Genomic DNA, 22,539 nt, shown 5'->3' with positions numbered 1-22,539 from the left:
TATATGTTGTTGTGTTTTGGGGTGATCTACCACTACCGCGGGGTCCTCAAATAATAAACCCCCCCCCCGCCGCCCTGTCCTTGGAGGAGGTGACGCGTATGTCCGAGAGCACAACTCCGCAGGCCGCGAGCACAACTCCGCAGGCCGCCCTCGGCGAACTCCTCGACGAGGCGAGGCACGAGGCCGGTCACAGCCTCCGCGACCTAGCCAAGCGCGCCTGTCGCGTGCTCATCCCAGCCCTCTTCCTGATCGCTGCCAGTGAGTGAGCCGGTGACGCCCAGAGATGTCAGTACGTCACGGTGATCCGCCGTGCCGGGCCGTCCACGCTGATCAGGCCGCCGTATGGGATCACCAGTTGGGGATCGGTGTGCCCGAGGTCGACGTCGAAGACTGCCATGGTCTGGGGTGATAGACGGCTAGCGCGCGCAGCACCGCCTCGCGCTGTTCGGCGGCGTAACGCCGCCTGGCCTCAGGGCTGTTTGGCTGCTGGAAGGACCATGCCTTGGCCCGGCCCATCAGCAGGGCAGGGAAGCGGGCCAGCAGGCCCCGCTCACCCATGCTGCGCAGGACCCGGAAGACTTCCTCCCCGTTCGGCATCTCCTCGGAGGTTTCCAGGAACAGCACGCCGCCCTGGTACGCGGTGAGGTCGCGTTCGATCTCGCGGTCGGCCATCAGCAGCCAGGAGAGGATCTCGAGGTTGCCGCCCCAGGCTCGGCCCTCGACGATGCGCTCGGGTTGGTGCCAGATCCAGCCGTCGGTGGGCTGGGAGTCCGGTTCTGTGGCAAAGGTGGCCGGGGCGGACCAGTCGCGGTCGGTGTCGCGGTAGTGCTCGGTGGGGTGGAGCTCGTATGGGCCCGAAGTGAACAGGGCCGCGCGTATCGAGTCGGCGGTCAGAGGGTGGAGCGCGTGGGGGCAGCCGATCTCGGTCATCACGCAGGCCCCGTGGTAGCCGACGATGCCCAGGCTGTGCAGGAGCATCAGCAGGTTGGTGTTGTCGCTGACGCCGAAGAAGGGCTTGAGGTTGGCGCGGATCAGCTCGCGGTCCAGTAGGGGAGCACGGTGATCTGGTCGTCGCCGCCGATGCTGGCCATGACCGCCTTGATGGTCGGGTCGGCGAACGCGGCGTGGATGTCGTCGGCGCGCTCCTTGGGGGTGGAGCCCATCTTTCGGGTGGTCGGGTATTCCACCGGTTCCAGGTCGAACTCCTCACGCAGCCGCTTGAGTCCCAACTCGTAGGGGAGCGGAAGGAGGCCCGGCAGGCCGGAGGAGGGTGAGATGACCGCTATGTGGTTGGGCATTGTTCGATTCCGCACCCACACAGCAGTGCTGGCCCTGTCCGGCCACGGCGCCAGCACCGGACGTACCGCGCGACCGCGCGGGTGACCGGCCGGCCGGGTGCTGGGGGGCACGCCGACCGAACCCCGGTTGCCAGGGAGCCGCAGAGGCCCGCGGCCGACTGCCAGCCTCCGGTGCGCGTGGCACGTGACTGCCGGCGGACGTCGGTCCCGCCCGGCCGGTACCTGGTCCAGGTCCGGGCCTGGGCAAGCCCTGGGGAGGCCCTGCCGCCGGCGCTTGCGTTCCCACTGCCGAAGCCACTTCCGTGCCCGGCACCAGCGAGTCCTGCATTCCCCCTTGTCGCAACGGATTTCCAGGGCCGCGCGAGATCGTCAAAAGGCTCCTCTCTCCCCTTGTTCCTGAGTTGGTTGTCGGTGGTGGGGGCGATCATCGGATCCGGGGGCCTGGTCCCCTCCATGGCCGGTGGCCGGTTGCGGACGACGGGAGGGCGAGCCGGATGGTAGCAAAGGGGAAGGCGAATGAGGCGGGGTCGACCAACGACCTGCGCGGCGACGTGCTGCGCGTCTTCGGGGTGTTGAAGGTCGCCACCGCCGACCAGATCCAGCGGCTGTCCTCACCGCACCTGACCTACCGGCACACGCTGAAGAAGACAGCAGCTCAACGGAAGGAAGCACGCACCGCCTCCCCCGCCGGTGGCGCGGCGAACGACCTGCGGCGGCAAGGGGGGAGGCGGTGCGCCCGGGTACGCGCGCTGCCCGCGACCGCTACACGGAGTGGGTCGGCCTCTGCAGCAAGGACCCACACGTCGTGGTGCGGCTCATCGAGCAGACGGGCGGCCGGGAGCGCGTGCTGCGCCGATGACGCGGATTCGAGCTGCAGATGGCTGCACTGTAGGGCCGGGCTCCTCGGGTTGGTGCGCGTTCTCGTCCAGGCGTGCGCCGGCTGGGGGAGAGAGCTGTATTGCCACAGTCTGAATCAGCGGGTGTGGTGCTCGATGGCGACTGCGACGCCGACGAGTGCGGCGGAGAGTCCCGAAGTGGGGCATGCTTCAGCCGCTGCCGACAGGGAATGCCGTGCCGGCGTGCAGCGCGTCACCTGCCGGTGCTGAGCCAGCGGTGCAGGGCTTCGTGCACGCTGTCGGGCAATGCGCTGAGGGCTTCGATCGCCTCCCGGTCTCCTGGAAAGGGGGCGGTGCCGGCCGCGGTCAGCGCCGCGTACAGGTCCAGGCGGCGCAGGTCGCGAGGATGGACGCGGCCGACAAGGCGGTCTGCGGGATGGGGCGGCGCCAGCAGGAAGTCATCCGCCGGGGCATGCTCCCACGCTCGATCGGCTGCTGCGGTGAAGGTCTGCATGATCTTGCTCCGTTCTGTGCGTGTTTCCTTTTCACACTCGCGCCGTCCCCGTGCCTCGAATGGCCTGCGTGCTTCGCTCTCTACGGGTTGTGGCCTTCTGGCGCGGCGGGCAGATCGATTCGCCGGCTGACGGCAGCCCTCTGGGGCCCGCTGCAATGATCGGCACCAGGGACAGTCCGCTCACGCGTGGTCCCGCGTCGGTCGCTGTCTGGGCAGCAGGCGGCCGCCGGCTCGGCGTCGGATATGGACTTGTCTTGCTTAACCGGGTCATTGCGCATGCCAGGCCAACCCCGTACAGCCGAATCCCGTTGCGGGTCACCATCACCCGCTGACCAGGCTGTTACCGCCGGGGTACTTTGTCCCTGAAGGGGAGCAGATTGCGTCTTTCCGGCCTGTCGGTGACCAGCGTGCATCGCGTCCGTGCTATGGCACCGGGCGGGGCGCTCGTCACAGCGGGGCCGTTGATGCGAGTGGGGCCGGGCTGCTGCGGTAAGAGCCTGCTTGCGGCGGGCACGCTCAAGCATGGGTGGCGCACGCTGAACTCGATGGTGCAGGCAGCCGGTCACCATTGCTGCGCAGTGCGTCGGCCGGCGCCAGTGGCAGGTCTTCAAGCGCCTCGCGGTCCACACTGGATGGCTTGTACCAAGGAAGCTCGAGCACTCCCCGTCAGCTGCACCGATCCGGTGACGAGGCACCCGTCACCGCGTGCCGATCAGGCGGAGGCTTCCTGGCTGTCGATGAGTTGCTGGATCGCGGCCAGGATGCCCTCTACAGCAGCGGGCTCGGCGGCAAGGGCGCTCACGGGGACCGGGGGCCAGCCTTTGTAGCCCTTGTGTCGCTGCACCTCCAGTTCTTCTCCAACTCGGCAACGGTCGGCAGCGACTGCGCGAACTCGGCCGCCCGGTGCGGGCTGAGGTGGTGGGTGACCGATCCGAAGCTGAAAGCGAGTTCTTCCTTGGGAGGGTTGTCGTACAGGGACAGTGTCCGGTTCGGCACCTGCCGGCCGGCGACGGGGTAGTAGGCGGACATGCTCGGGTAGCTGGCGTTTCCGCCCTCCAGCCGCCCCTTGGCTGCCGCGTGATCGAGCAAAGCGGTCGCGATCTGCCTCAGCTGCGGGGCGAGGCGTGTGCCCAGCGCCGCGTCCATGTCGGCGCGCGTGGTCCTGTGCGTGCTGCGGCGGCCGGAAGGGGATTTCGCTGTCGTGGCGACGTCCCGGTGGGCCACGGTGCGATTGCCCATCCCCGTACCCCGGCCGTTGACCCGGACAACAGCCCGTCCACCGGCACACCCCGTCAAATCATCGAACGGATACTACGGTACGAAGCGTGGCGTGGACATGCCGCAACGCTTGCTGGCCGGAAGGGATCCGTAGCCCCGTGGAACAGGCGGAATGACGCTGCCAGGTACCCCGCAGTCCCGCACGGGGCGGCGCTGCGGCATCAACTGGCCGAAGGTGCGCTCGGCCTCACCGCGTCCGCCGGGGCCGGAAACCTGCCCCGTGGCCGTTCGACGACCTCGAGGTTCATGCCCGGCCGTAGGGGCGTCGCGCCGACCGCCCTGCTCGCGCGGGCGAGGTGGACAAGGCCGACGGGCAGTCCTCGAGTGCCGGCGTCACTGCTCCAGGCCGGACGGCGGGCGGTGCCGGCGGACCCGGCTCGTGCCGCCGCGGCGTGCCGGCCTGCCGTGGTCGGGCTCATGGTCGGGGCCGCTCAGCCCAACTGCAAGTTGGAGGAGGAGACCCCCCGTTTCTCGAAGCCGTGCTCCGGCTCAACCCGCGTTCACCCGGCCGACACACGGGGCGGGCGCGGTCGGGTGCTGGGGATTTAGCGTCGTCATGCCTTGCGCTGTGACAGGACCGCAAGGCTCGGGCGGCCCTTGCACGCAGCGCCCTGGGCAGGGGCCGCCGTCCCACCTGCCCTGTGGTGGCCAGAAGGGGGGCCGGCTTTGGCCTGGTTGACCGCAGCCGGCCCGCGCGATCGGATGCGTACTTCCCCCGGTACCCGTGGCGCAGGCCTCCTTCTGGAAATGGGGTGGGTTGGTCAGCGGCGTCGGACGGGGGTGGCGCACCGGGTGTGGATGCGGCCGGCCCCGGCGGCTGTGCCGGAGGGGCTGACGTGGACGCCGGGTGTTTCGGCAGGCCAGGAACGGCGGACGGGCGGTCGGCGTAGGTCCGGCCCCTCTCATATCCCAAGGTCTTCTGTTCACCGGAAGAACTTGACAGGCCCCCGGAGGAAGGAGCTGTGGGGGTGGTGGGCCCGCCGCCGGTGATCGGGGGAGCGGGCGGTGTGCGGCCAGCACCGCCGGGGCATCCGAATGGCCCTCATTCCCGTCTCGTATGAGAGCTGACGGCCGTTCGCCCGCCTGTGTTCAATCGGGTCCGTCGTATCGGAGTCGAACACTGGAGGAGACGACCGTGCACGATGACCGCGTGGCGGGGCCTGGGGGACGGACCGTGGTGGTGACCGGTGGGACCAGTGGGATCGGCGCCGCGATCGCCGGCCGCTTCGCCGCCGACGGGGATCACGTCATCGTCGCGGGACTGGGTGCCGGGAGCGCCGCGCGTGAACTGCCCGAGAGGTGAGGAGAGTGGAGCTCGACGTGGGGCGGGAGAGCGAGTTGCGCGCCTTCCTGGGCACGTTCGATGAGCTGCACGTCCTCATCAACGCGGTCGGTATCATCGCGCGCGGCCGGGAGTTCGAGTCCGAGGTGTTGGCTGACGTTGTCGGGGTCAACCTCACCGGCACCATGCGCAGTTGCCTGGCCGCCCGCGAGGCGCTGGCCGGCTCGCGCGGCTGCATCGTCAACATCGCGTCCATGCTGAGCTTTTTCGGCGGCGGCCGGGTCCCGGCGTACAGCGCCAGCAAGGGCGGCGTGCTGCAGTTGACCAAGTCCCTCGCGGTGGCCTGGGCGGACAAGGGGATCCGGGTGAACGCCGTCGCACCGGGCTGGATCCGCACCGGGCTGACCCGCGAACTGCACGAGAGCGCCGAGAGTAGCCGCCGCATCATCGACCGCACGCCGATGGGGCGCTGGGGCACGCCCGCGGATATCGCCGGCGCCGTGTCGTTTCTTGCCGGCCCCGACGCCGCATTCATCGCCGGCGCCGTGTCGTTTCTCGCCGGCCCCGACGCCGCATTCATCACCGGCGCCGTGTCGTTTCTCGCCGGCCCCGACGCCGCATTCATCACCGGCGCCGTGCTGGCGGTCGACGGCGGATATCTGGCCGCCTGAACCCAGGCCCGCTCCCTGAATTCCTGGAAAGGATCAATGTCCATGGCCGTCATTCCCACGTCCTTTGCCGTACCGCCGGAGATCGCCGTGGCCGCCGTGCCCGACGACGACCGCGTCTGGGTGCCGCAGGCGCCGAACGTGTGGTTCCGCCCGCTGATGTTCAACACCGTGACCGGGCAGTGGTGCAACCTGCTCAAGGTGACCGCGGCCGGCATCGTCTCCCGGCACCGGCACCCGGGGGTCGTCTTCGGCTATGTGCGGCAGCCCGCAACGTCCTCTTCGAAGGACGCCGTATCGTCGCCGCCGGACGGGCGGAGACGATAAACGCCTCGTGGAGCGCCGGTAAGACCAGGACGAAAGTCCCGGCACAGCGTGTTGAAGCAGGAAGCCCCTGGAAGGGGCAGACGACCCAGGCCGGAATCCCTGGACTTTGGAGGGTGTCTCACGTGGCAAGTTTCGCGAGCTTCTTGTAGCAGGTCAGGGCGGCGGCCATGGCCAGGCCTCGGCTCTGCCAGTCGTTGCGGGCCATGTACGGGATCTTGAGACCACGAGCAGCCCATGGCAGGCTCATGCCGCATGATCGATGAATTCGCGAAAGGCAACCTGCACGAGAGACTGCGGCGTGACCGCAAGGCGCTGCTCTGGAAACTCGACGGCTTGTCCGAATACGACGCCCGCCGGCCTTTGACAGCGACCGGGACCAACCTCCTCGGCCTGGTAAAACACGTGGCCACCGTCGAGGCCAGGTACTTCGGCGAGGTCTTCGACCGCCCTTCCCCGGAACCGCTGCCCCGGTGGCAGGACTCCAACGGCAGCGATCTGTGGGCGACCGAGGACGAGACCCGCGATCAGATCATCGGGTTCTACCGGCGCACGTGGGAACACTCGGACGCGACGATCAACGAGCTTCCCCTCGACGCCCCCGGCCACGTGCCGTGGTGGCCGGAGCCTTATGCCGACACGAACCTGTTCGCCATCATGGTCCATGTCCTCGGCGAGTCCATCCGGCATGCCGGGCACGCCGATATCCTGCGCGAGGGCCTCGACGGCCGGACCGGGTTGCGCGCCGAACTCGAGAAGCAGATCGACGAGGAAGCCCGTGCAGCCTACTGCGCGAAGATCGAGCAGGCCGCCAGGTCGGCCGCACCAATCAAGGCTTAGAGGTTGTCTCACGTGACTTGATGTTCGTGCGGCATGATGCCGGTCGTGGGTGCTGATCTATCGGAGCGTCTGGTTCCTGATGAATCTGGGAGTTGGCCGCCCCGTTGCTGCCGTCGTTCGCTGCTCGTCCGCAAGGTGGTGGGACCGCTCCGTGTGACGAGCGGGCCGTGTTCACGGCAGTGGTGTACGTGCTGACCAGCGGCTGTGCCTGGCGGCATCTGCCGCCGACGTTCGGCACGTCGCCCGCCACCGCGCATCGCCGCTTCACGGTATGGACCGAGGCCGGCCTGTGGCGTCGGCTGCACTGGGCGGTGCTGGACGAACTCCGGGTCCGGGGCGAGGTGGACTGGACCTCGGCGATCGTCGACGCGGCCTCCGTTCGCGCCAGATGGGGGGATCGCTGACCGGGCCGAACCCGGTCGATCGCGGCAAGAAGGGCAGCAAGCCGCCGCACGTGCTGTCCGATGCCCAGGGCATCCCGCTCACCGTCGCCGTGTCCGGCGCGAACATGCACGACAGCCTCGCCCTCAAGCCGCTCATCCGCGGCATACCCGCCGTCCGGTCCCGCCTGGGACCACGGCGGCGCCGACCCGTCAAACTCCGCGCGGACAACGCGTACTTCTCCGCCGAACACCTGGCCTGGCTGCGCGAGCGCGGGCTCGTCGCGCGCATCGCGCGGCCCGGCATCGAGTCCGGCGAACGCCTCGGTCGACACCGCTGGAAGATCGAGCGGTCGATCGCCTGGCTCTTCGGCTACCGCCGCCTCACCGTCCGATACGAACGAAAGGGCTCGCACTTCCTCGCCTTCCTCGGCCTGGCCGCCGCCCTGACCTGCTACAAGAAGCTCGCGAAACTTGCCACGTGAGACACCCTCCAAAGTCCAGGGAGCGCGTCAACGTAACATATGCCGGTTCGCCCCATGCTTTGCCTGAGATCCAACTTGTTTATTTCACAACGGATTTCGCGCGTGCCTCCGTCCGGTGATTCCCAGTCGGCCGCAGCATCGGCGTACAACCGATCGGGGCGTGCTCGTCGCGCCGTACGTCTTTCTCGTCGCAGTTTTCGCCGGTACGGTCGCCCCTCCAGGCCCGCGTGACACCGCCAGCACCGGTAAGGAGTGACGTGAGATTCCCGTTCCTGTCGCCGAAACCCGAGGAGAGACCAGTCTCAGGCCATCGGTCTCGGCCTCGCGCTGTCCCCGCCCTGACAATCGCTGCGCTTCTGGCCGCAACTCTGGTTCCGCTCACAGTGGGACAGGCTTCCGCCGGCACCGCCACGACGTCCGCCGATCCGCCAACCTCTGAGAGCGTGAACCTCGCCCTGCTGCCGGGCGCGGTCGCCGCTGCCAAGTCCCAACGCATGACTGCACCCGCGGCGACGTATGCGCCTGCCAATGCGATCGATGTGTTCGTGCACAACGGATGGACCTCGAACTACGCATCGGTCGGCAACGGCTACGACCCGACCCAGGACTGGTTCCAGGTCAAGCTGGCCACACCCGCCCCGGTGTACGAGGTGTTCAGCCGCTGGACCTCTCCGTCCAAGCCGACCGAGTACGACCTGCAGGTTTCCACGGACGCCCACTGTCAGACCTGGTCGACGGTGGCCCACGTGGTGAATCCGTCCGACAAGGATTCGCAGGTGATCGATCGCAAGGATCCGATCTCCTGTGTCCGGATGCAGGCCCTGGCCACGAGGTCCACCACCGGGTACACGCTCAACGAGTTCGAGCTATGGTCCGGTCCCAAGCCGCCGCCGACCGTAGGCCAGATCATCCCCGTGCCGGTGAAGCAGACGGCCGGCAGCGGTCAGCCGTGGGTGCTCACGGACAAGTCCCGGATCGTCGTCTCCAGCAGTGCCCTCGCCGCCACCGCAGAGGTCCTCGCCGGCTACCTGCGACCGGCCACCGGGTTCGTACTCCCTGTGGTGACAGATTCCGCCACCTCCGCCGACATCTCTCTCTCGCTCGGACCGGTGTCCAGCATCCCAGAGGACAAGGCGGACGAGGGCTACTCCCTCACAGTGGCGAGTACGGGCGTCAAGATCGTCGCCCCGCAAGCACACGGTCTGTTCAACGGCTTCGTGAGCCTTCGGCAGCTGTTGCCGGCGGCGATCAACTCGTCCGCTACCGGCGTGGGGCCGTGGACGGCACAGCCCATCACAGTCCTGGACTACCCGCGCTACGCGCATCGAGGTCTTCAGCTCGACCCTGCCCGCAACTTCATGACCGTGGCCGAAATCCGGTCCATGATCGACCAACTGGCAGCGTTGAAGGGCGACCGGCTGCACCTGCACCTGAGTGACTCGCAGTCCTGGCGCCTGGAGATCAAGGGCTACCCGGCTCTGGACGGTATCGGGTGCAACGGGTCGGGCTGTATCGCGGGCTTCTACACGCAAGAGGACTTCAAGAGCCTGGTCAAGTACGCCGCCGACCGGTTCATCGAGATCGTCCCCGAACTGGAGAGCCCGGCGCACGCCACGGCGGCGGTGAGGTCCTTGGGTGGCGTCGCGGTCATGGGCTGCCAGGGCCAGACCCAGACCGACCGCTTCTGCACGAACCCGAACGACCCGGCGAGTGCGCGGGCGCTCGCGTTCTGGCGGGACGCGATCGCACAGCTCGCCGCGATCTCGCCCGCACCGATCATCCACATCGGCGGCGACGAGGCCATCGGGATGCCCCACGAGGACTACAAGTGGTGGATCGGGCAGATGGAGTCCATCGTCAACGCCAACGGCAAGCGGATGATGGGTTGGAACCCCGCACTCGAGGGCTACGCACCGGGTTCGACGTCCATCAACCACTACTGGTCCGACTACACCGGCGGTGGTCCGCCGCTGATCAAACCCGAGTGGTTCAACCAAGGCCGCGACGTCATCACCACCCCGGAGTGGAACGCCTACCTCGACTTCGGGTACGACGGGTCGCCCGGCCGGACGCCCCAGACCGAGCTCGACAAGGCCTACGGGTGGGACCCGGAATGGGTCTACGAGAAATACCGCTCCGTCTGGGCGCAACCGGCATACGGCGGACCGAAGGCGGAGGACATCATCGGCATCGAGGCGCCGATCTGGGGCGAGCAGATGCGTGGACTGGCCACCAACGAGTTCATGGTGTTCCCACGGTTGGCCGGAATCCTGGAGAAGGCCTGGTCTCCCAAGGTGCTCACCCAGGACTACGACGCGTACCGCCAGCGGCTCAGCGTCGCCGGACCGCGGTGGGCGTTCGCGAACGTGAACTACGGCTCCATCGCCCAGGTCACCTGGAGTCCGGAGTCGATGGGCACGGTCACCCGCCTCGGCGTCGACAGGACCCTGAGCAACGCACCCCTGGGCCGGTTGGCAGCCGGCTCGCTTCCGCCGGGTGAGTTCACGGCGGTGATCGACTGGGGCGACGGATCGCCGACCGAATCCGCCGGCATCGCAGCACGTGACTACGCGGCGAGCCAACGTCAGGGCAGAAGCCTGATGACGGTCAGCGGAAGCCACACCTACCCGGCGGACGGGACGTACCACGGGACAGTGACCTACAGCCGTCAGGACAAGACCTGGGTCGTGCCGTTCGTCGCGACCGGCGTCCCGTCCTGTACGTCGATGGTCACCGGGACGCACCAGGGCCCGTTGACCTTGTCCTCAGGCGTCACGTGCCTCGACGGCGCGACGGTCTCGGGACCGGTCACAGTGGCTGCGGGTGCTTCGCTCTACGCATCCGGGTCCGTGTTCCGCGGCCCGGTGACGGCGTCCGGAGCAGGCAACGTTCTGCTGTGCGGTACAACTGTGTCCGGACCGGTGGGCGTGACCGCTGCAACCCGGGTCTGGCTCGGCAACCGGAACGGCGAGTGCGCGCCGACGACAGTCGGGGGCCCGGTGGAGGTCAGCGGTTCGGCCGGTCAGGTGACGATCGACAGCGCCACCGTGGCGGGCCCGCTCGCCATCAAGAACAACACCGGCTCCGCGATCGTCTCCGGTAACCACGTCAGCGGGCCACTGTCCTGCACGGGCAACTCTCCCGCGCCGACCAATGCCGACCAACCCAACTCCGCGTCCGGCCCGATGTCGGGCCAGTGCGCCGGACTCTGACACCCGGTAAGTGAACATGGCGGCCCTGCGCGCGAGTTGCGCAGGGCCGCCGTGTGCGGTGTGGGCGGCGCGTATGGCCTGCAGCGCGCGGTGAGCCCACATCGCCCGCCACCACTGAATGTGAGACAGGGCAGTGCAGACGGTATTTTTGGGTCTGTACCCGCTGGTCCTGGAGGATGTGGCAGACGAGGGTGACGGTGTGGCGTCTGGTGTGTCCCACGCTCGGCTGCCGCCACACCTTCCGCGAACAGGTGCCCGGGGTGCTGGAGCGCTACCAGCGACGCACTGCCCGTCTGACCAGGCAAGGCAAGTCCGTGGTCGCGGAGTTAGCGAGCCGGGCTGGGGCACGATTGCTGGCGATACTCGCGGTGGGCCTGTCTCGTCACACGGCCCTGCGCACCCTACTGCGCATCCCGTTGCCCACCAGGCGTGTGCCCCGCGTGATCGGCGTCGATGACTTCGCTCTGCGCCGGCGGCACCGCTATGCCACCGTGGTGATCGACGCCGAGACGCATGAGCGGATCGACGTGCTGCCCGACCGTACGGCCTACACCCATCACGCATGGCTACGTGCCCATCCGGGCGTCGAGGTCGTGTGCCGTGACGGCTCCGCGACCTGGGCCGAGGCTATCCGCCGCGCCCTGCCCTCCGCGGTGCAGGTCAACGACCGCTGGCATTTGTGGCACAACCTGTGCGAAGCCGCCCTGAGCGAGGTGAAGGCGCACAGCAACTGCTGGGCCACCGTGCTGGACGCGCCCCTTTACGACCGGCCCCGCGCACAGACCACCCTGGAACGCTGGCACCAGGTCCATGACCTGTTCGACCCGGGCGTGGGCCTGCTCGAGTGCGCCCGCCGTCTGCAACTGGCCTTGAACACCGTCAAACACTACGCCCGAGCCGACCGGCCCGAGCTAATGTTCCGCGTCCCCAAATACCGCGCCAGCCTCGTCGATCCCTACCGCGAGCACCTGCGCAACCGCCGGGCCGAGGACCCGGCCGTCCCCGTTGTGCACCTCTTCGAAGAGATCAAGGCTCTTCGTTTCACGGGCTGTCTGAACCTCCTGCACAAGTACATCGACCAAGGCCGTGCGGACGCCGACCGCAGACACATCTCTTCGCGCAGATTCACCCGGATGCTGCTTCCCAGGCCCGACAACCTCAAAGCCGAACACCACGCCCTCCTGACCCGGCTCGCCGCCGTCTGCCCCGAAACGACCCAACTGGCCAGCAGAATCAGGGACTTCGCCCAGCTCCTGACACCTCACTCAGGTAACGCCGACGCGCTCGCGCGCTGGATCGCCCAGGTCGGCGCAGCCGACCTGCCCCATCTGCACGCCTTCACCCGCGGCCTGGACCGAGACCGCGAAGCCGTCGTCGCCGCGGCGCGCCGACCAGGCCCTGGCCGACAGGATAGGGGCCGTCCACCTCGCGTCCCATGCGGGACGCCAGCATGATGATCAACGAGAAGATGGTCGCCCGCGTGATGCGGAAGTTCCACATCGTCGGGGTGCAGCGCGCAAGAAGGTCACCACGACGATGCCGGAGCCATCGGACGCGGGTCTGTTCCAGCGGGACTTCACCGCCGACGCGCCGATCGCGCAGGTGACGATACTGTGGTCTGCGAAACCATAGTGCCGAGATCCACAGTGTTGCAAACCATGGTCTGCGGTGTCATGATGCGAAGCATGTCGGCGATGCAGAACAAGGACGACCAGGACCCCGACGTCCAGAAGGTCCGCAATACCCGCGCCGAGATCACCCGCGCGGAAAAGCAGCTCGCCCAGCTCCGCAAACAACTCGAAGACGACGTTCGTGCCGCCGTCACCGCACCCGTCGGCGGAAAGTTGCCGTACGGACGCGTCGTGAGACTTGCCCGCATGCTGGGCTACAAGGACTCCAGCATGATCTACACCCTGCGTGACAACAGCCTCGCCCGGGCCAGGCAGCGGTTCACAGAAAGCGCCACCAAGGACAACCAGAAACCAGCTGCCGAAGAGCTTGACGGCAGTGTCCCAGGCCGGATGAAGCCAACTGCCGCCTGACCGACCGCCAAGTAGGGGAACTGCCGTTCATGACTACCGCCACCCTGGGCTCTGGGGCCGTGCCCCCCATGCCCGACAGGACACCGAAGGCGCTCCGCGCCGCCATCGCCCAGCATGCGCCGCAACTCCTCGTCGACTTCGATCGACACTGGCGCCGAGACATCGCCGACGCTTACGACCTCGCGCCGGTTCCCGCCTTCATGGCCCGCTGGTGGGGCGAATTCGCCCTCGCCCGCGACCCCCAACTGGAAGCGAAGGTGCACGGTCTGGAGGACGAGGCCGGCAGGGAACTTGACTACGCCCGCGCCAAGTCACTCATTGAAGAAGCCGGACGCATCCGCCGCACGGCAGCGAAGGCAGAGCCCGGCCAGTGACCGACGACTTCATGGGGCCGCCCTGGCAAGCCGACTGGACCAAGAACGCCGAGGACGACAGAAACGCCCTCCCCGAAGAGGCCCGTGTCTTGGTCAACGAGGCCCGCGCCGAACTCGTCACCGCCGCTGACCCGTACTTCCGGGGCATCGACAGCGACCGCGACCTCCCAGGCGGAATGAGTGTCGAACCCGTCCAGTCCACCCGCCCCGGTGGCGAGCACGTCATCTATTTCGATCACGGCCGGGGGTGGCTCCGGTACCACTTCACCCGGAGGACCACCGATCCTCAGATCGTGATCGATGAGTGTTTCTGGCAGTGAGTCAGCCACCCTGAGCCTGGATCCATCCCATGCAGGGGCGCGGGGACACCGGCGTAGCCCGGGCCGGTGCTGCCGTCCCGAGATCCACCGGACACCACCATCGAGAAGCCGTTGCTCGGTCGGTCATGGTCGGCGGCGATACGTGTCGAACTCGTGCTGGTGGTGTACCGGATGCTCGAAGCTGACGACTCCGTCCCGCACGGCGGTGGTACTGGGATTTGGGTCGAGGTTTTTGGCCGTGACGGGCATGGAGCGGGGCGTGGGGAGTCTGCTTGGATGTCGGAGATGACGAGTAGACCCCCGGTTCCCCGTGCAGGCGACGTCCATTCAGGCCGCCTGACCGCGCTGCTGGAGCGTGCTGCCACCGGTCGGGATGGTCAGGTGTAGAGCCGGCCTTGACCCCGAATCTTGGACAGGGCTTATGCGGCTGGTGTCAGCGTAGTTGATGTTGTTCCGGACGCTGCCTCGTAGGCGATCGGGCTGCGTTGCCCGAGGCGGGAGTGACGGCGTCGGGTGTTGTAGCGGTGCAGCCAGCGGAACGCGTCGAGGCGGGCCTCGCGCTCGCTGGACCAGCTTTTCCGGCCCTGGAGCGTCTCGCGTTTGAACGTGGCGTTGAAGGATTCGGCGAGCGCGTTGTCCGCGCTGGAGCCGATCGCGCTCATGGACTGGCGGACGCCGTTCTGCGGCAGGCGTCGGCGAACGCACGACTCGTGTACTGGGCAGGTTCAACCAGTGGATGCAACACCGGCTTATTTGATCGATAGTAGATGGTCGTTGAGGGCTTCGGCGGGTGTCTTCCAACCGAGGAGCGTCGGCGCGGGCCTGATCGCCGACTCCCTCACCGAGCTGGTGCTCCCCGGATGGGCAGAGCGGGGCTTGCGTTGGCGGGCGGACGACGAGCCGCCGGCCGTGGCGCACGTCAACGGGCCGCGTGCTTCGCCGATCAACAGCCCCGTCGACCAGGGCGAGGTGTCCTCCAGGTCCTCGGTCAAGTTGCACCACCGCTCCAGGCGCGCGGCGACGTAAGCCGCAATGCGCTCGGTCGGCGGATGCTCCGCTGGGGCAGCCGCTGTCCCTGGCGTACCTTCTCGCGCAACGGTCCGCAAGGCCGTCCTCCAAACTTGCAAGGCGTGCGTCGAGGTCCGGTACCTGCTCGGATTCGGCATCCGCGATACCGCCCACGTCGGCGTCGTGTAAAAGTTCGCACGCGGAGCACAACGCCGGTTCGCGATACGCCAGACGCCCATCCTGTTCCCAGCAGTTGTGTTCGATCACCTGACCGGGACGGCCGCACCAATCACACGGCTCGGGAGTTCCCACAGCGCCCTTGTCCATCGCCACACTGTGCAGCGAGGGGGCCCTGGTCAGTTCTCCGGGCTTGGGCATGGTGGTACCAGTGCCGCAGAGCCACTTGGGTGACCTGCGGCTGCCGCTCCGGACGAATGTCATCACTGGTCGTCATAGAGCGTCACTTGATCACCCTTGGACGGCCCACAGACGGCCCAGGAACGGAGCGCTGCCGCGATCCCGCAGGGCGCCTGAGGCCTCGGTCACTGGCAGCTCAGGGGGTGGCGCGTCGGAGCCGGAGCCCTTACGCGGCAACGGTGCTCTGCCCACCAGGCCCGCGAAGTCTGAACGCCATGGACGCCTGGGCCGAGGGTGGAGGAGCGCTGTGCGCGACGGCGCCTCTTCCGTGTCACTCATCTGCACCGTCGGAGGCGACGGCGAGCAGCCGTCCGCTGAGACTGGGACCTGACACAAGTGCGGCGCGCTGCCTCTTCGGGAGCCGACCGGGCAGATGGGGTCGCGGCACGGCGGACACGCGCTGCCGAAGGAGGGAGAAGGTGTCGCCGCATGTCACACCACACCGCGATGGCGCCGGAGGCTACGTGGGTGGCCAGGTGGGCGGGAGCTCTGCTGTGTCTCGTGGTGGCCGCCATCCATGTCGTGGACCAAGGCGGCATCACGACGACGAGAGACCCCTACTATGTCGGCGTCGCCTACCACGTCCTGGAGATCGCTGCCGTGGTCGCTGCCGTGCTGCTCCTCATTGGCCTCGTCCGACTGGGATGGCTGCTGGCAGCCGTGGTCGCCGTCGGCCCCCTGCTGGGCTACATCTTCTCCAGGGGGACGGGACTCCCCGACTACAGCGACGACATCGGCAATTGGACGGAACCGCTCGGGCTGGTCAGCCTGGCCGTCGAAGGCGCCCTGCTCCTGTTGTCGGTGCCGCTCTTCGTACGAAGCCTGCGGCGCAGAGCCTACTAGGCCGTGAGCTTTTCCAACCTCAGCTTGCCGTTGTCAGGTGAAGGGTGAGGACGGCCTTGACCAAGCCGGTGATGCGGGTGGTCCTGCATCGTGTGTGCGTGCACCGACCAGCCCCAGGCCCGAGCCGTGGACGCCGACCCGACTTTCCGCCGGTTCTCTTGCGGTGCAGGATGCCTGATCACGGACGAGCACGCGGGAGATCCCATGAACGATCAAGGCACCCCTGGCTCGGCAGAAGGGTTCAGCGTCTTCGCTGTCGACGCCAACTGGCCGGAATCACGGCAGGCCACGGGTCACGGCTACAACCGAGCCACCGGCGACATCCACGTGTACCTGTGGTTCGGCTCTCCGTACTTCGACCCCCAGGTCGAGCACGTCACCGTCTTCAGCGCCTCCTCCGGCAATGCAGAGGCCAGCGAGGCCCTGGAACGGGCTTTCGAGATCTACTACCACCCCGGCGAGGAACCCCCGGCCAGCCTGCCGGCCTCCGAACCCGTCACCATCACCACAGGCGGGAAACCCATGACGTTCGAACTCTGGCGCAACAGCAGCCCTTACTGGGTCGCACCGGGATGCGTGGAGAGCACTGAAGTGGTCCTGTCCGGCTCCGACATCGAACCCAGCGAGCTCAGCCTGGTCCGCGTGAGCGACCTGACCGCGTTCTCGAACCCGTTCGCGTCCCTTGGGCAACTGCACCACACGGCGGCCCTCAGCTCATTGAGTCGTCTCCAACCTGCTTGAGAGGCTGGCCACTTGGCGTGGTGGTGGCGTTTGGGAAATGGTGAAGCTCCTGGTAGATCGGTTGTCGACCAAGATTAACTTGTCCGCCCGGAGCTTCAGGTGCTTGACTACCCATCGGGGATCGATCTGTCCAGCTCGACGCTTCGTCACCTGGCCCGCCTGCTGTCCGCGCGGCGCCTGGAGCACAGGACGCGCTGGCGTCGACTCACCGCCCGCCAGGCCCTGCTGGTACTGGCCCATCTGCGTTGCGGTCACAGCTACGCCCAGCTCGCGGCTGGCATCGGAATCGGAATCGCCATGGTGTACCGCTATGTCTACGAGGCGGTAGACGTCCTGTCCGTGCTCACCCCGGACCTCACCCCCGTCCGCGATCGACCACCTGCGGGCCACCCTGCTCCACCGTCGGCCGGGGTGACCGGAACCTGGCCTGACCGCCCCTGAGCCTGGCCTCGGAGTTCGAGCCGGGCGAACGCCTTGTAGAGGCCCGGCTCTGCGACCGCTCGTCGCGCTGGTCGACGGCGTTCACCAGCTCGTCAAGCCACCGCTCGTGCTCGCCGGGAGTCGGTGCGGATGCAGGCGGCCGGGCTGTTCGAGCAGCGGATCAAATCGCCGGAGGCCGCCCGGCGGCTGCTCCCCCGGAAGTGGAACGAGGGGAGCGGGCGTCCCGGCTTGCGGCCCGAAAGCCGGCTCGCAACAGCGGCTGTCGCAGAAATATTCCGACGCAACGACTTTTTGCCGCGTGGCGGACCTCACCGCCTGGGTAGTTCATTGTTCAACAAGCTCGGACTACTGTCTCAAGCGTCTGAGGGCAGGCAAACGCCAGCGAAGCCGCCCATTCACATCACGGGGTGAGCAAGGAGAAGGAATCATGGCAAGCAGGACTGTGCGTCGGGTTGTGGTCGCGATCGCTTCTACCGTCGTCGCGGCAGCCGGGCTTTTGGCTACCGGTGGTTCCGCCTCGGCGGCGACGTACCCGAGCAGCAGCCACTCGGGCGCCGTATCCGCCGTCCGAACCGCTGACGGCCATCACGGGGACCGGCACAGTCACCGCGGGAACCGGCACAGCGCGTTCAGCGGCCGCGGTAGCGGCGATCGTGGCCACTGGGACCGGGTTCAGGGTGGACGTCGCTACTTGGTCCGGGATCACGACGGAGGTCGTTACTGGATCCGCTACGACGACCGCGGCGGCTACTGGGTGCGTATCGACGAAGGTCGTCGTCTGTGGGTCCTCGACCAACTCCGCTGGGTTGACGGCCATGGGTACACCTTGTGGAGCCTGGAGCACGACGGTCGTTCACACCGCTGAGGACCGCAGTCATCGAGGCCGCCACTGCTTGGGCTGTCGCACGCCAGTGGGCGAGTGACGCAGTCTGAGCCACCCCGGCCCATGCGGGCGGCATCACAGGACAGCGGGGGCGGCAATCGGGGCTGCTTAAGGGACAGCAGCAGCCATGACACCGAACGCCGCCCCCGCGCCCTCAGCGGACGTTCCCAGCCACCGCCCCCACGGGCCGAGCGCAACCTCTTCAAGGGGGCCGTCATCATGCGTCGTCCTGCTTCAGCACCCGAATCCCAAGGGATGGAACATGATCCTGGGCCGACAGCAGCGCGATGGCCGCTTCCCGCTTCATGCGCACAGCAGCGCACCGAGACCACCTCTCGGACGGTCACCGTGACTGCCGGGCAGACCGCTTCTCCCGTGGACCGCACGGCCGCGTCGGTGCCGGGCCCGCGCAATGTTCCCACTGCCGACATCCGACACCACCCCGGCCCCCGAACACACTCAGAGCCATGATCACTTGTGTAGACCACATGCTTGACACGGAGCTCGTGTCGCCCCTGGGCGTACGGCTCCGGGTGCCGACTCAACTGCTTTACAGGTCGCAGGACCCCCTTGTGGTGGAGTTCCTCTTCCACGACCTCGTCCGAGGCCCAGTGCCTTGGGCCATCTCACGCGAGCTGCTCTTGCGGGGGTTGCTGGCACCCAGCGGTGAGGGGGATGTGCGGGTGTGGCCGACCGGAACCGGCCCGGAAGCACTTTTGCACCTTCGCCTGACTCCTCCGGGCGGGTTCGCCCACCTCATCGCCGCACTTCCGGCCGTCGAGCACTGGCTGCTACGCACGTACCAACTGGTGCCCGCCGCCCAGGAGACCGACGCACTGGGCCTGGACCTGGAAGGCCATCTCGACCGGTTCCTGAACGGGCCGTCCTGAAGCCACCCGCCGCCAGGCATCCTCGGGGTGGCTCCCTACCGTACGAGGACGAGGTCGGCCGCTGTTTTCGGGCACCTGTCAGTGGGCTGCGAAGATGATGTATGCACAATCATCCGCGCCGACCGGAGGTGGCCCGTGATGTCACGGACCAGGCCCGCGACCGGCACCAGGGCGTTCAAGGTCACAGTGTGGCGTACGTTCCTGCAGGTGCAGCATGACGTACTCGGCGAGATCGAGAAGGAACTCGCGGAACGCCACTGCCTCTCCGTCAGCGAGTTCGACACCCTCGTGAACATCCCGCTCGGCGGGATACGACTGCGGGAGCTGAAAAAGCAGGTGGTCCTGACACAGAGCGCGGTCAGCCGCCTGTGCGACAGGCTCGCCGACCGCGGACTCGTCAGCCGCTCCCCGGTGGCGGACGACGCGCGCGGTGCGACGATTCGGCTGACCGGGGCCGGCCGGAAGCTGATCCGCAGCGCGGCCCGCACCAACGCCGAGGTGGTGGAGCGGATGTTCGCCGACCGGCTGTCGCAGGCGCAGTTGGAATCCCTGCACGAGATCCTGGCCCAGCTGCACACGGGGGACCACTCGAAAGGCTGCGAACCCACCCGGTGAACCCGCCGGCTGCCGGGGTCAGCCGCCCTCGGACGTCCGCTCGGCGGACTGGGCGGCGGCACCGTCGCCCGCGTCCCGCCGATGGGTCACGGCCAGGAGCGCGGCGTCGTCGTCCAGGCGTCCGCCGGTGTGCCGTGCCAGGCCGGCGAGGAGGGTGTCCAGGATCGCGGCCGGGTCCGATGGGAGGGGGCGGGACAGGTGTGGCACGGGGTCGTAGAAGACGCCGTGGCGGTCGCGAGCCTCCAGCACGCCGTCGGTGAACAGCACCAGGGTTGCGCCGGGAGGCAGGGGATACTGCTCCACCGGGACCCGTATGCGGCCCAGGTCGCCCAAGCCCAGCGGCAGCGTGGGATCGGTCGGATCCAGTGGGAGCGCCCGGCCCTGATGGACGAGAAGCGGCGCGCAGTGCCCCAGGTTGGACAGGTACAGGACGGAGCCGTCGTCGGCGATCTCGATGACGGCGGCGGTGGCGAAGGACTCCGCCCCCTCCGCACTTTCGGCGTTCAGCTCCTGCATGCGTTCCTCCAGGCGGCCAACCACGCCGGGCAGGTCGGGCACCCGGGTCGCAGCTTCGTGGAAGCTGCCCAGCAGCCCGTTGACGGTCCTCACCGCCCCCATCCCCTTGCCTCGCACATCGGCGATCATCAGCCGGACACCGTGGGGGGTGGCGTGGATGGCGTACAGGTCGCCGCCGATGGCGGCCTCCCGCATGGCGGCCTCGTACCGGACGGCCACGGCCAGTGGCCCGATGCGGTCGGGGGGCGTGGGGAGCACGGCGAGCTGGACGGCTTCGGCGACCTCGCGGGTGTCCTTGAGCTGCTGCCGGTAGCGGGCCATCAGCCGGTTGAGGACGGCGGCCAGGGCCGTCAGGGCGACGACGGTGACGAGCTGGACGGGATGGGTGAGGAAGGCTCCCCCGCTTCTGGCAGCCACCTCGAGTTCCCCGATGACGATCCCCACCACCCCGGTGGCGATCGTGCCCTGCAGGGAGAGCACGGGTGCGGCCAGCAACGGCGCGGCCGCCAGGAGGGGGAAGGTGTTGACCCCTCGGGTGAACAGACCGAGAACGATCGCGGCCACGATGACTGCGGCAGGCAAAAAAGACGGCCAACGCCTCTGGCCGACCGGATGCGTGCGATTGTCTCTCATCCGCCGTCTCCCTGCGCTCCTGAGCCGGTCGTGGAGAGGCCTCAGGTCCCAGTCTGCGCTGCGCTCCGCACTGCGGCGACCGAAGCCCGGCCTCAGACACGCCGCGGCCGACGGCCTCTTCCCACTCATCCGGAACTGCGACCGCCTGTGCTTCTTCGTGCCAGGAGCCCGCGTTGCCACCACGGTCGATGCTGGACGGGGCGGAGGCCGGCGCGGGCAGCCGTCGCCGGTGCGGGGATCCGCTTGTGCGGGCCGCGGAGGCCATCCTCGGCCGGGCGGCTCGGGACGGCTGCGGTCGACCGGTCGGCGTGGTCCAGGTCGGCAAGGAGGCGCTCGACGTCGGTCATCAGTGATCCGTAGACGTGCCAGGCTCCCGGTTCGGCGAGTGCGCCGCGTTCGATCAGGCCGGTCATCGTCTCGTGCCAGGCCGTGGCTTCGCCAATGGCTTTGCGCAGCCGCTTGCGGGTCTCGACTCCGCCGGAGTCGGTGGCCTGCCCGGGAGCGGCGAACGACTCGACCGCCTGCCCCGCTGCCTCCAGGGTCGCCGCGTACCGGTCGGCGAAGAGCTGGCCCAGGCGGTGGTCGGAGTGCCGGTCCGCGACGTTGTCGGCCAGTGTCCGGGCGATGCCGCGGACCTGGAACGACACCCGGTGCAGGGCGCGCAGCGCCTCGCAGTGGGTCGACGGCTCCCGTCCGCCGTGCACCGCGCACCGCGTGTTCCAGCGCAGGCTCTCCTCGCCGCGGTGCACGTCCTCTTGTACCTGCACCACCAGCTCCTCCAGGCGTCGGCCCTGCTCCAGCCAGGTGTGCGCGCGGTCGGTGTGTTTCCGTTCCCGCAGTCCGCGGCCCATGTCGTCCAGGAGTGAGCCCATGGCCGTGGCCAGACCTCGCACCGAGGCGTGGGAGGCGCCCAGGTGCAGCGGCGGCAGGATGAGCGCGTTCACCGCGGTTCCCACCGCCGCACCCACCAGCGCTTCCAGGGCCAGCGCGGCCACCTGGCCCACCGGGGCGGCGGTGGCCGCGGCCAGGGTGAGTACCGCGGTGGAGGCGACCTGCAGCCGGCTGTCGGAGCTCTGACGGCCGGCGGCGACCAACGCGATCGCGAGGACCGCCACAGTACTTCCCGCGCTGGAGCCGAAGAGCCACACGACGGCCACGGCCAGCGACAGTCCGGCCACGCGGGTGGCCAGACTGCGAGCGGCCTGCGTCACCGACCGGTAGACGGTAGGGGCATTGACCATGAGCAGCGCGGTGGCCACGGCGAGGTACTGCTGCTGCCCGGGGATGCACCGCGAGGCGACCTCCCAGGACAACAGCGCCGCGATCAGCGCCTTGGCCCACTGCACCGACGCGCTGGCTGCCCGCCGGGGACGCATTGTCCGCAGGGTCCGCAGCAGTCGCGGTGCCCAGTCGGCCGCGGCCCCGCAGGTCAGGACGGTGCCGCTGGAAGCGGCCACCGAGCGAAAATGGTTGAATATTGCACGATGCCGATGATGGCATGATTTGCCTTATTGGTCGGAGTGGTGCTGGCCACACCCTCGGGCGTGGACTGCTTGAAGGCTGGTCCGGTGCGGCGGTCCGGCGGCAGATGGCCAGTTCGGTTTCCAGCTCGGCGGTGCGCTTGCGGGTATCGGTGATTCGGCGTGATCGGTGCTGGTGGTGCCGGAGAGCTGCACGGCGTCGATGCGGCGCCGACGGC

21 protein-coding genes and 4 pseudogenes are annotated in these 22,539 nt (G+C 68.3%); 18 read left to right on the top strand and 7 right to left on the bottom strand.

Annotation, left to right across the window (positions count from 1 at the left end; genetic code table 11):
- Positions 1–98: 98 nt before the first annotated feature.
- Entirely contained in the window at positions 99–266 is a 168-nt protein-coding gene (locus tag ACWEK3_RS31475) for a hypothetical protein (RefSeq protein ID WP_453251153.1), read from the top strand.
- A gap of 20 nt (positions 267–286) precedes the next feature.
- On the opposite strand, the pseudogene ACWEK3_RS31470 reads toward ACWEK3_RS31475, so the two are convergent.
- Positions 287–1,298 (bottom strand): annotated as a pseudogene (locus tag ACWEK3_RS31470) (S66 family peptidase).
- Positions 1,299–2,028: 730 nt separating this feature from the next.
- Here ACWEK3_RS31470 and ACWEK3_RS31465 point away from each other — a divergent pair.
- Positions 2,029–2,157, top strand: coding sequence for a hypothetical protein (locus ACWEK3_RS31465; protein ID WP_450547756.1), 129 nt, complete (start codon positions 2,029–2,031; stop codon positions 2,155–2,157).
- 230 nt (positions 2,158–2,387) lie between these two features.
- On the opposite strand, the gene ACWEK3_RS31460 is transcribed toward ACWEK3_RS31465, so the two are convergent.
- Together ACWEK3_RS31460 and ACWEK3_RS31455 are read right to left on the bottom strand one after the other, a co-directional pair.
- A complete protein-coding gene (locus ACWEK3_RS31460; RefSeq protein ID WP_450547757.1) occupies positions 2,388–2,648 on the bottom strand; it encodes a hypothetical protein in 261 nt (86 codons plus the stop codon).
- Positions 2,649–3,446: 798 nt separating this feature from the next.
- Positions 3,447–3,887 carry a hypothetical protein gene (locus tag ACWEK3_RS31455; RefSeq protein ID WP_453251152.1) on the bottom strand — a complete coding sequence of 147 codons (441 nt, stop codon included), beginning with the start codon at positions 3,885–3,887 and terminating at the stop codon, positions 3,447–3,449.
- Positions 3,888–5,061: 1,174 nt separating this feature from the next.
- Between ACWEK3_RS31455 and ACWEK3_RS31450 the strand changes: the two genes are divergently transcribed.
- Genes ACWEK3_RS31450 through ACWEK3_RS31440 form a run of 3 tightly spaced genes read left to right on the top strand, consistent with a single transcriptional unit; the run spans position 5,062 to position 6,203 of the window.
- Complete coding sequence (locus ACWEK3_RS31450; protein WP_453251151.1) at positions 5,062–5,229, top strand: SDR family NAD(P)-dependent oxidoreductase; 168 nt, start codon at positions 5,062–5,064, stop codon at positions 5,227–5,229.
- Positions 5,230–5,234: 5 nt separating this feature from the next.
- Positions 5,235–5,879 (top strand): SDR family NAD(P)-dependent oxidoreductase, encoded by a 645-nt coding sequence (locus ACWEK3_RS31445; RefSeq protein WP_453251150.1) that lies wholly within the window; start codon positions 5,235–5,237, stop codon positions 5,877–5,879.
- A gap of 42 nt (positions 5,880–5,921) precedes the next feature.
- Positions 5,922–6,203, top strand: coding sequence for a cupin domain-containing protein (locus ACWEK3_RS31440; RefSeq protein ID WP_453251149.1), 282 nt, complete (start codon positions 5,922–5,924; stop codon positions 6,201–6,203).
- A 118-nt stretch (positions 6,204–6,321) separates the two neighbouring features.
- Here the strand turns inward: ACWEK3_RS31440 and ACWEK3_RS31435 are convergent, their stop codons facing one another.
- On the bottom strand, positions 6,322–6,450 hold the full coding sequence (locus ACWEK3_RS31435) for a hypothetical protein (RefSeq protein WP_453251148.1): 129 nt from the start codon (positions 6,448–6,450) through the stop codon (positions 6,322–6,324).
- 5 nt (positions 6,451–6,455) lie between these two features.
- Between ACWEK3_RS31435 and ACWEK3_RS31430 the strand changes: the two genes are divergently transcribed.
- The 7 genes and pseudogenes from ACWEK3_RS31430 (at position 6,456) to ACWEK3_RS31400 (ending at position 13,853) form a co-directional block, all read left to right on the top strand.
- Positions 6,456–7,040, top strand: coding sequence for a DinB family protein (locus ACWEK3_RS31430; protein WP_453251147.1), 585 nt, complete (start codon positions 6,456–6,458; stop codon positions 7,038–7,040).
- A 45-nt stretch (positions 7,041–7,085) separates the two neighbouring features.
- A pseudogene (locus ACWEK3_RS31425) lies at positions 7,086–7,905 on the top strand (IS5 family transposase).
- A gap of 443 nt (positions 7,906–8,348) precedes the next feature.
- Positions 8,349–11,117, top strand: coding sequence for a beta-N-acetylhexosaminidase (locus ACWEK3_RS31420; protein ID WP_453251146.1), 2,769 nt, complete (start codon positions 8,349–8,351; stop codon positions 11,115–11,117).
- A 53-nt stretch (positions 11,118–11,170) separates the two neighbouring features.
- Positions 11,171–12,571, top strand: coding sequence for an ISL3 family transposase (locus tag ACWEK3_RS31415; protein WP_453251145.1), 1,401 nt, complete (start codon positions 11,171–11,173; stop codon positions 12,569–12,571).
- A gap of 231 nt (positions 12,572–12,802) precedes the next feature.
- A complete protein-coding gene (locus ACWEK3_RS31410) occupies positions 12,803–13,159 on the top strand; it encodes a hypothetical protein (protein WP_450546618.1) in 357 nt (118 codons plus the stop codon).
- Between the two features lie 68 nt (positions 13,160–13,227).
- Positions 13,228–13,533 carry a hypothetical protein gene (locus ACWEK3_RS31405; protein WP_453251144.1) on the top strand — a complete coding sequence of 102 codons (306 nt, stop codon included), beginning with the start codon at positions 13,228–13,230 and terminating at the stop codon, positions 13,531–13,533.
- The gene (locus ACWEK3_RS31400) at positions 13,530–13,853 is read left to right on the top strand and encodes a hypothetical protein (protein WP_453251143.1); all 324 of its coding nucleotides are present in this window, start codon (positions 13,530–13,532) and stop codon (positions 13,851–13,853) included. Before ACWEK3_RS31405 ends, ACWEK3_RS31400 begins: the two co-directional genes overlap by 4 nt.
- A gap of 419 nt (positions 13,854–14,272) precedes the next feature.
- Here the strand turns inward: ACWEK3_RS31400 and ACWEK3_RS31395 are convergent.
- Positions 14,273–14,574 (bottom strand): annotated as a pseudogene (locus ACWEK3_RS31395) (transposase); the annotation flags it as partial.
- Between the two features lie 53 nt (positions 14,575–14,627).
- Here ACWEK3_RS31395 and ACWEK3_RS31390 point away from each other — a divergent pair.
- The 6 genes and pseudogenes from ACWEK3_RS31390 (at position 14,628) to ACWEK3_RS31365 (ending at position 19,691) form a co-directional block, all read left to right on the top strand.
- Positions 14,628–14,879 (top strand): hypothetical protein, encoded by a 252-nt coding sequence (locus tag ACWEK3_RS31390; protein ID WP_450546615.1) that lies wholly within the window; start codon positions 14,628–14,630, stop codon positions 14,877–14,879.
- An 828-nt stretch (positions 14,880–15,707) separates the two neighbouring features.
- A complete protein-coding gene (locus ACWEK3_RS31385; protein ID WP_384095571.1) occupies positions 15,708–16,121 on the top strand; it encodes a hypothetical protein in 414 nt (137 codons plus the stop codon).
- A 126-nt stretch (positions 16,122–16,247) separates the two neighbouring features.
- Positions 16,248–16,862, top strand: coding sequence for a hypothetical protein (locus ACWEK3_RS31380; RefSeq protein WP_453251142.1), 615 nt, complete (start codon positions 16,248–16,250; stop codon positions 16,860–16,862).
- Positions 16,863–16,961: 99 nt separating this feature from the next.
- A pseudogene (locus tag ACWEK3_RS31375) lies at positions 16,962–17,219 on the top strand (transposase family protein); the annotation flags it as partial.
- 1,254 nt (positions 17,220–18,473) lie between these two features.
- Entirely contained in the window at positions 18,474–19,076 is a 603-nt protein-coding gene (locus ACWEK3_RS31370) for an SsgA family sporulation/cell division regulator (RefSeq protein WP_453251141.1), read from the top strand.
- A gap of 138 nt (positions 19,077–19,214) precedes the next feature.
- Positions 19,215–19,691, top strand: a complete 477-nt coding sequence (locus tag ACWEK3_RS31365; protein ID WP_450546612.1) for a MarR family winged helix-turn-helix transcriptional regulator — start codon at positions 19,215–19,217, stop codon at positions 19,689–19,691.
- Between the two features lie 18 nt (positions 19,692–19,709).
- Here the strand turns inward: ACWEK3_RS31365 and ACWEK3_RS31360 are convergent, their stop codons facing one another.
- Both ACWEK3_RS31360 and ACWEK3_RS31355 read right to left on the bottom strand, forming a co-directional pair.
- Positions 19,710–20,771, bottom strand: coding sequence for a PP2C family protein-serine/threonine phosphatase (locus tag ACWEK3_RS31360; protein ID WP_450546611.1), 1,062 nt, complete (start codon positions 20,769–20,771; stop codon positions 19,710–19,712).
- 194 nt (positions 20,772–20,965) lie between these two features.
- Positions 20,966–22,297, bottom strand: a complete 1,332-nt coding sequence (locus ACWEK3_RS31355; protein ID WP_453251140.1) for a hypothetical protein — start codon at positions 22,295–22,297, stop codon at positions 20,966–20,968.
- Positions 22,298–22,539 lie beyond the last annotated feature (242 nt).

The organism is Streptomyces sp. NPDC004721, assembly GCF_053601495.1.
The sequence above is the reverse complement of the archived record's forward strand: the minus strand, read 5'-3'. Positions and strand labels throughout refer to the sequence as shown.

What these genes read in the sequence shown, in the direction of transcription:
- ACWEK3_RS31405 (WP_453251144.1), top strand. Translation starts at nt 13,228, where the DNA reads ATGCCCGACAGGACACCGAAGGCGCTCCGCGCCGCCATCGCCCAGCAT.
- ACWEK3_RS31455 (WP_453251152.1), bottom strand. Translation starts at nt 3,887, where the DNA reads ATGGGCAATCGCACCGTGGCCCACCGGGACGTCGCCACGACAGCGAAA.
- ACWEK3_RS31430 (WP_453251147.1), top strand. Translation starts at nt 6,456, where the DNA reads ATGATCGATGAATTCGCGAAAGGCAACCTGCACGAGAGACTGCGGCGT.
- ACWEK3_RS31410 (WP_450546618.1), top strand. Translation starts at nt 12,803, where the DNA reads ATGTCGGCGATGCAGAACAAGGACGACCAGGACCCCGACGTCCAGAAG.
- ACWEK3_RS31365 (WP_450546612.1), top strand. Translation starts at nt 19,215, where the DNA reads ATGTCACGGACCAGGCCCGCGACCGGCACCAGGGCGTTCAAGGTCACA.
- ACWEK3_RS31440 (WP_453251149.1), top strand. Translation starts at nt 5,922, where the DNA reads ATGGCCGTCATTCCCACGTCCTTTGCCGTACCGCCGGAGATCGCCGTG.
- ACWEK3_RS31435 (WP_453251148.1), bottom strand. Translation starts at nt 6,450, where the DNA reads ATGAGCCTGCCATGGGCTGCTCGTGGTCTCAAGATCCCGTACATGGCC.
- ACWEK3_RS31475 (WP_453251153.1), top strand. Translation starts at nt 99, where the DNA reads ATGTCCGAGAGCACAACTCCGCAGGCCGCGAGCACAACTCCGCAGGCC.
- ACWEK3_RS31460 (WP_450547757.1), bottom strand. Translation starts at nt 2,648, where the DNA reads ATGCAGACCTTCACCGCAGCAGCCGATCGAGCGTGGGAGCATGCCCCG.
- ACWEK3_RS31385 (WP_384095571.1), top strand. Translation starts at nt 15,708, where the DNA reads ATGTCACACCACACCGCGATGGCGCCGGAGGCTACGTGGGTGGCCAGG.
- ACWEK3_RS31370 (WP_453251141.1), top strand. Translation starts at nt 18,474, where the DNA reads ATGGCCGCTTCCCGCTTCATGCGCACAGCAGCGCACCGAGACCACCTC.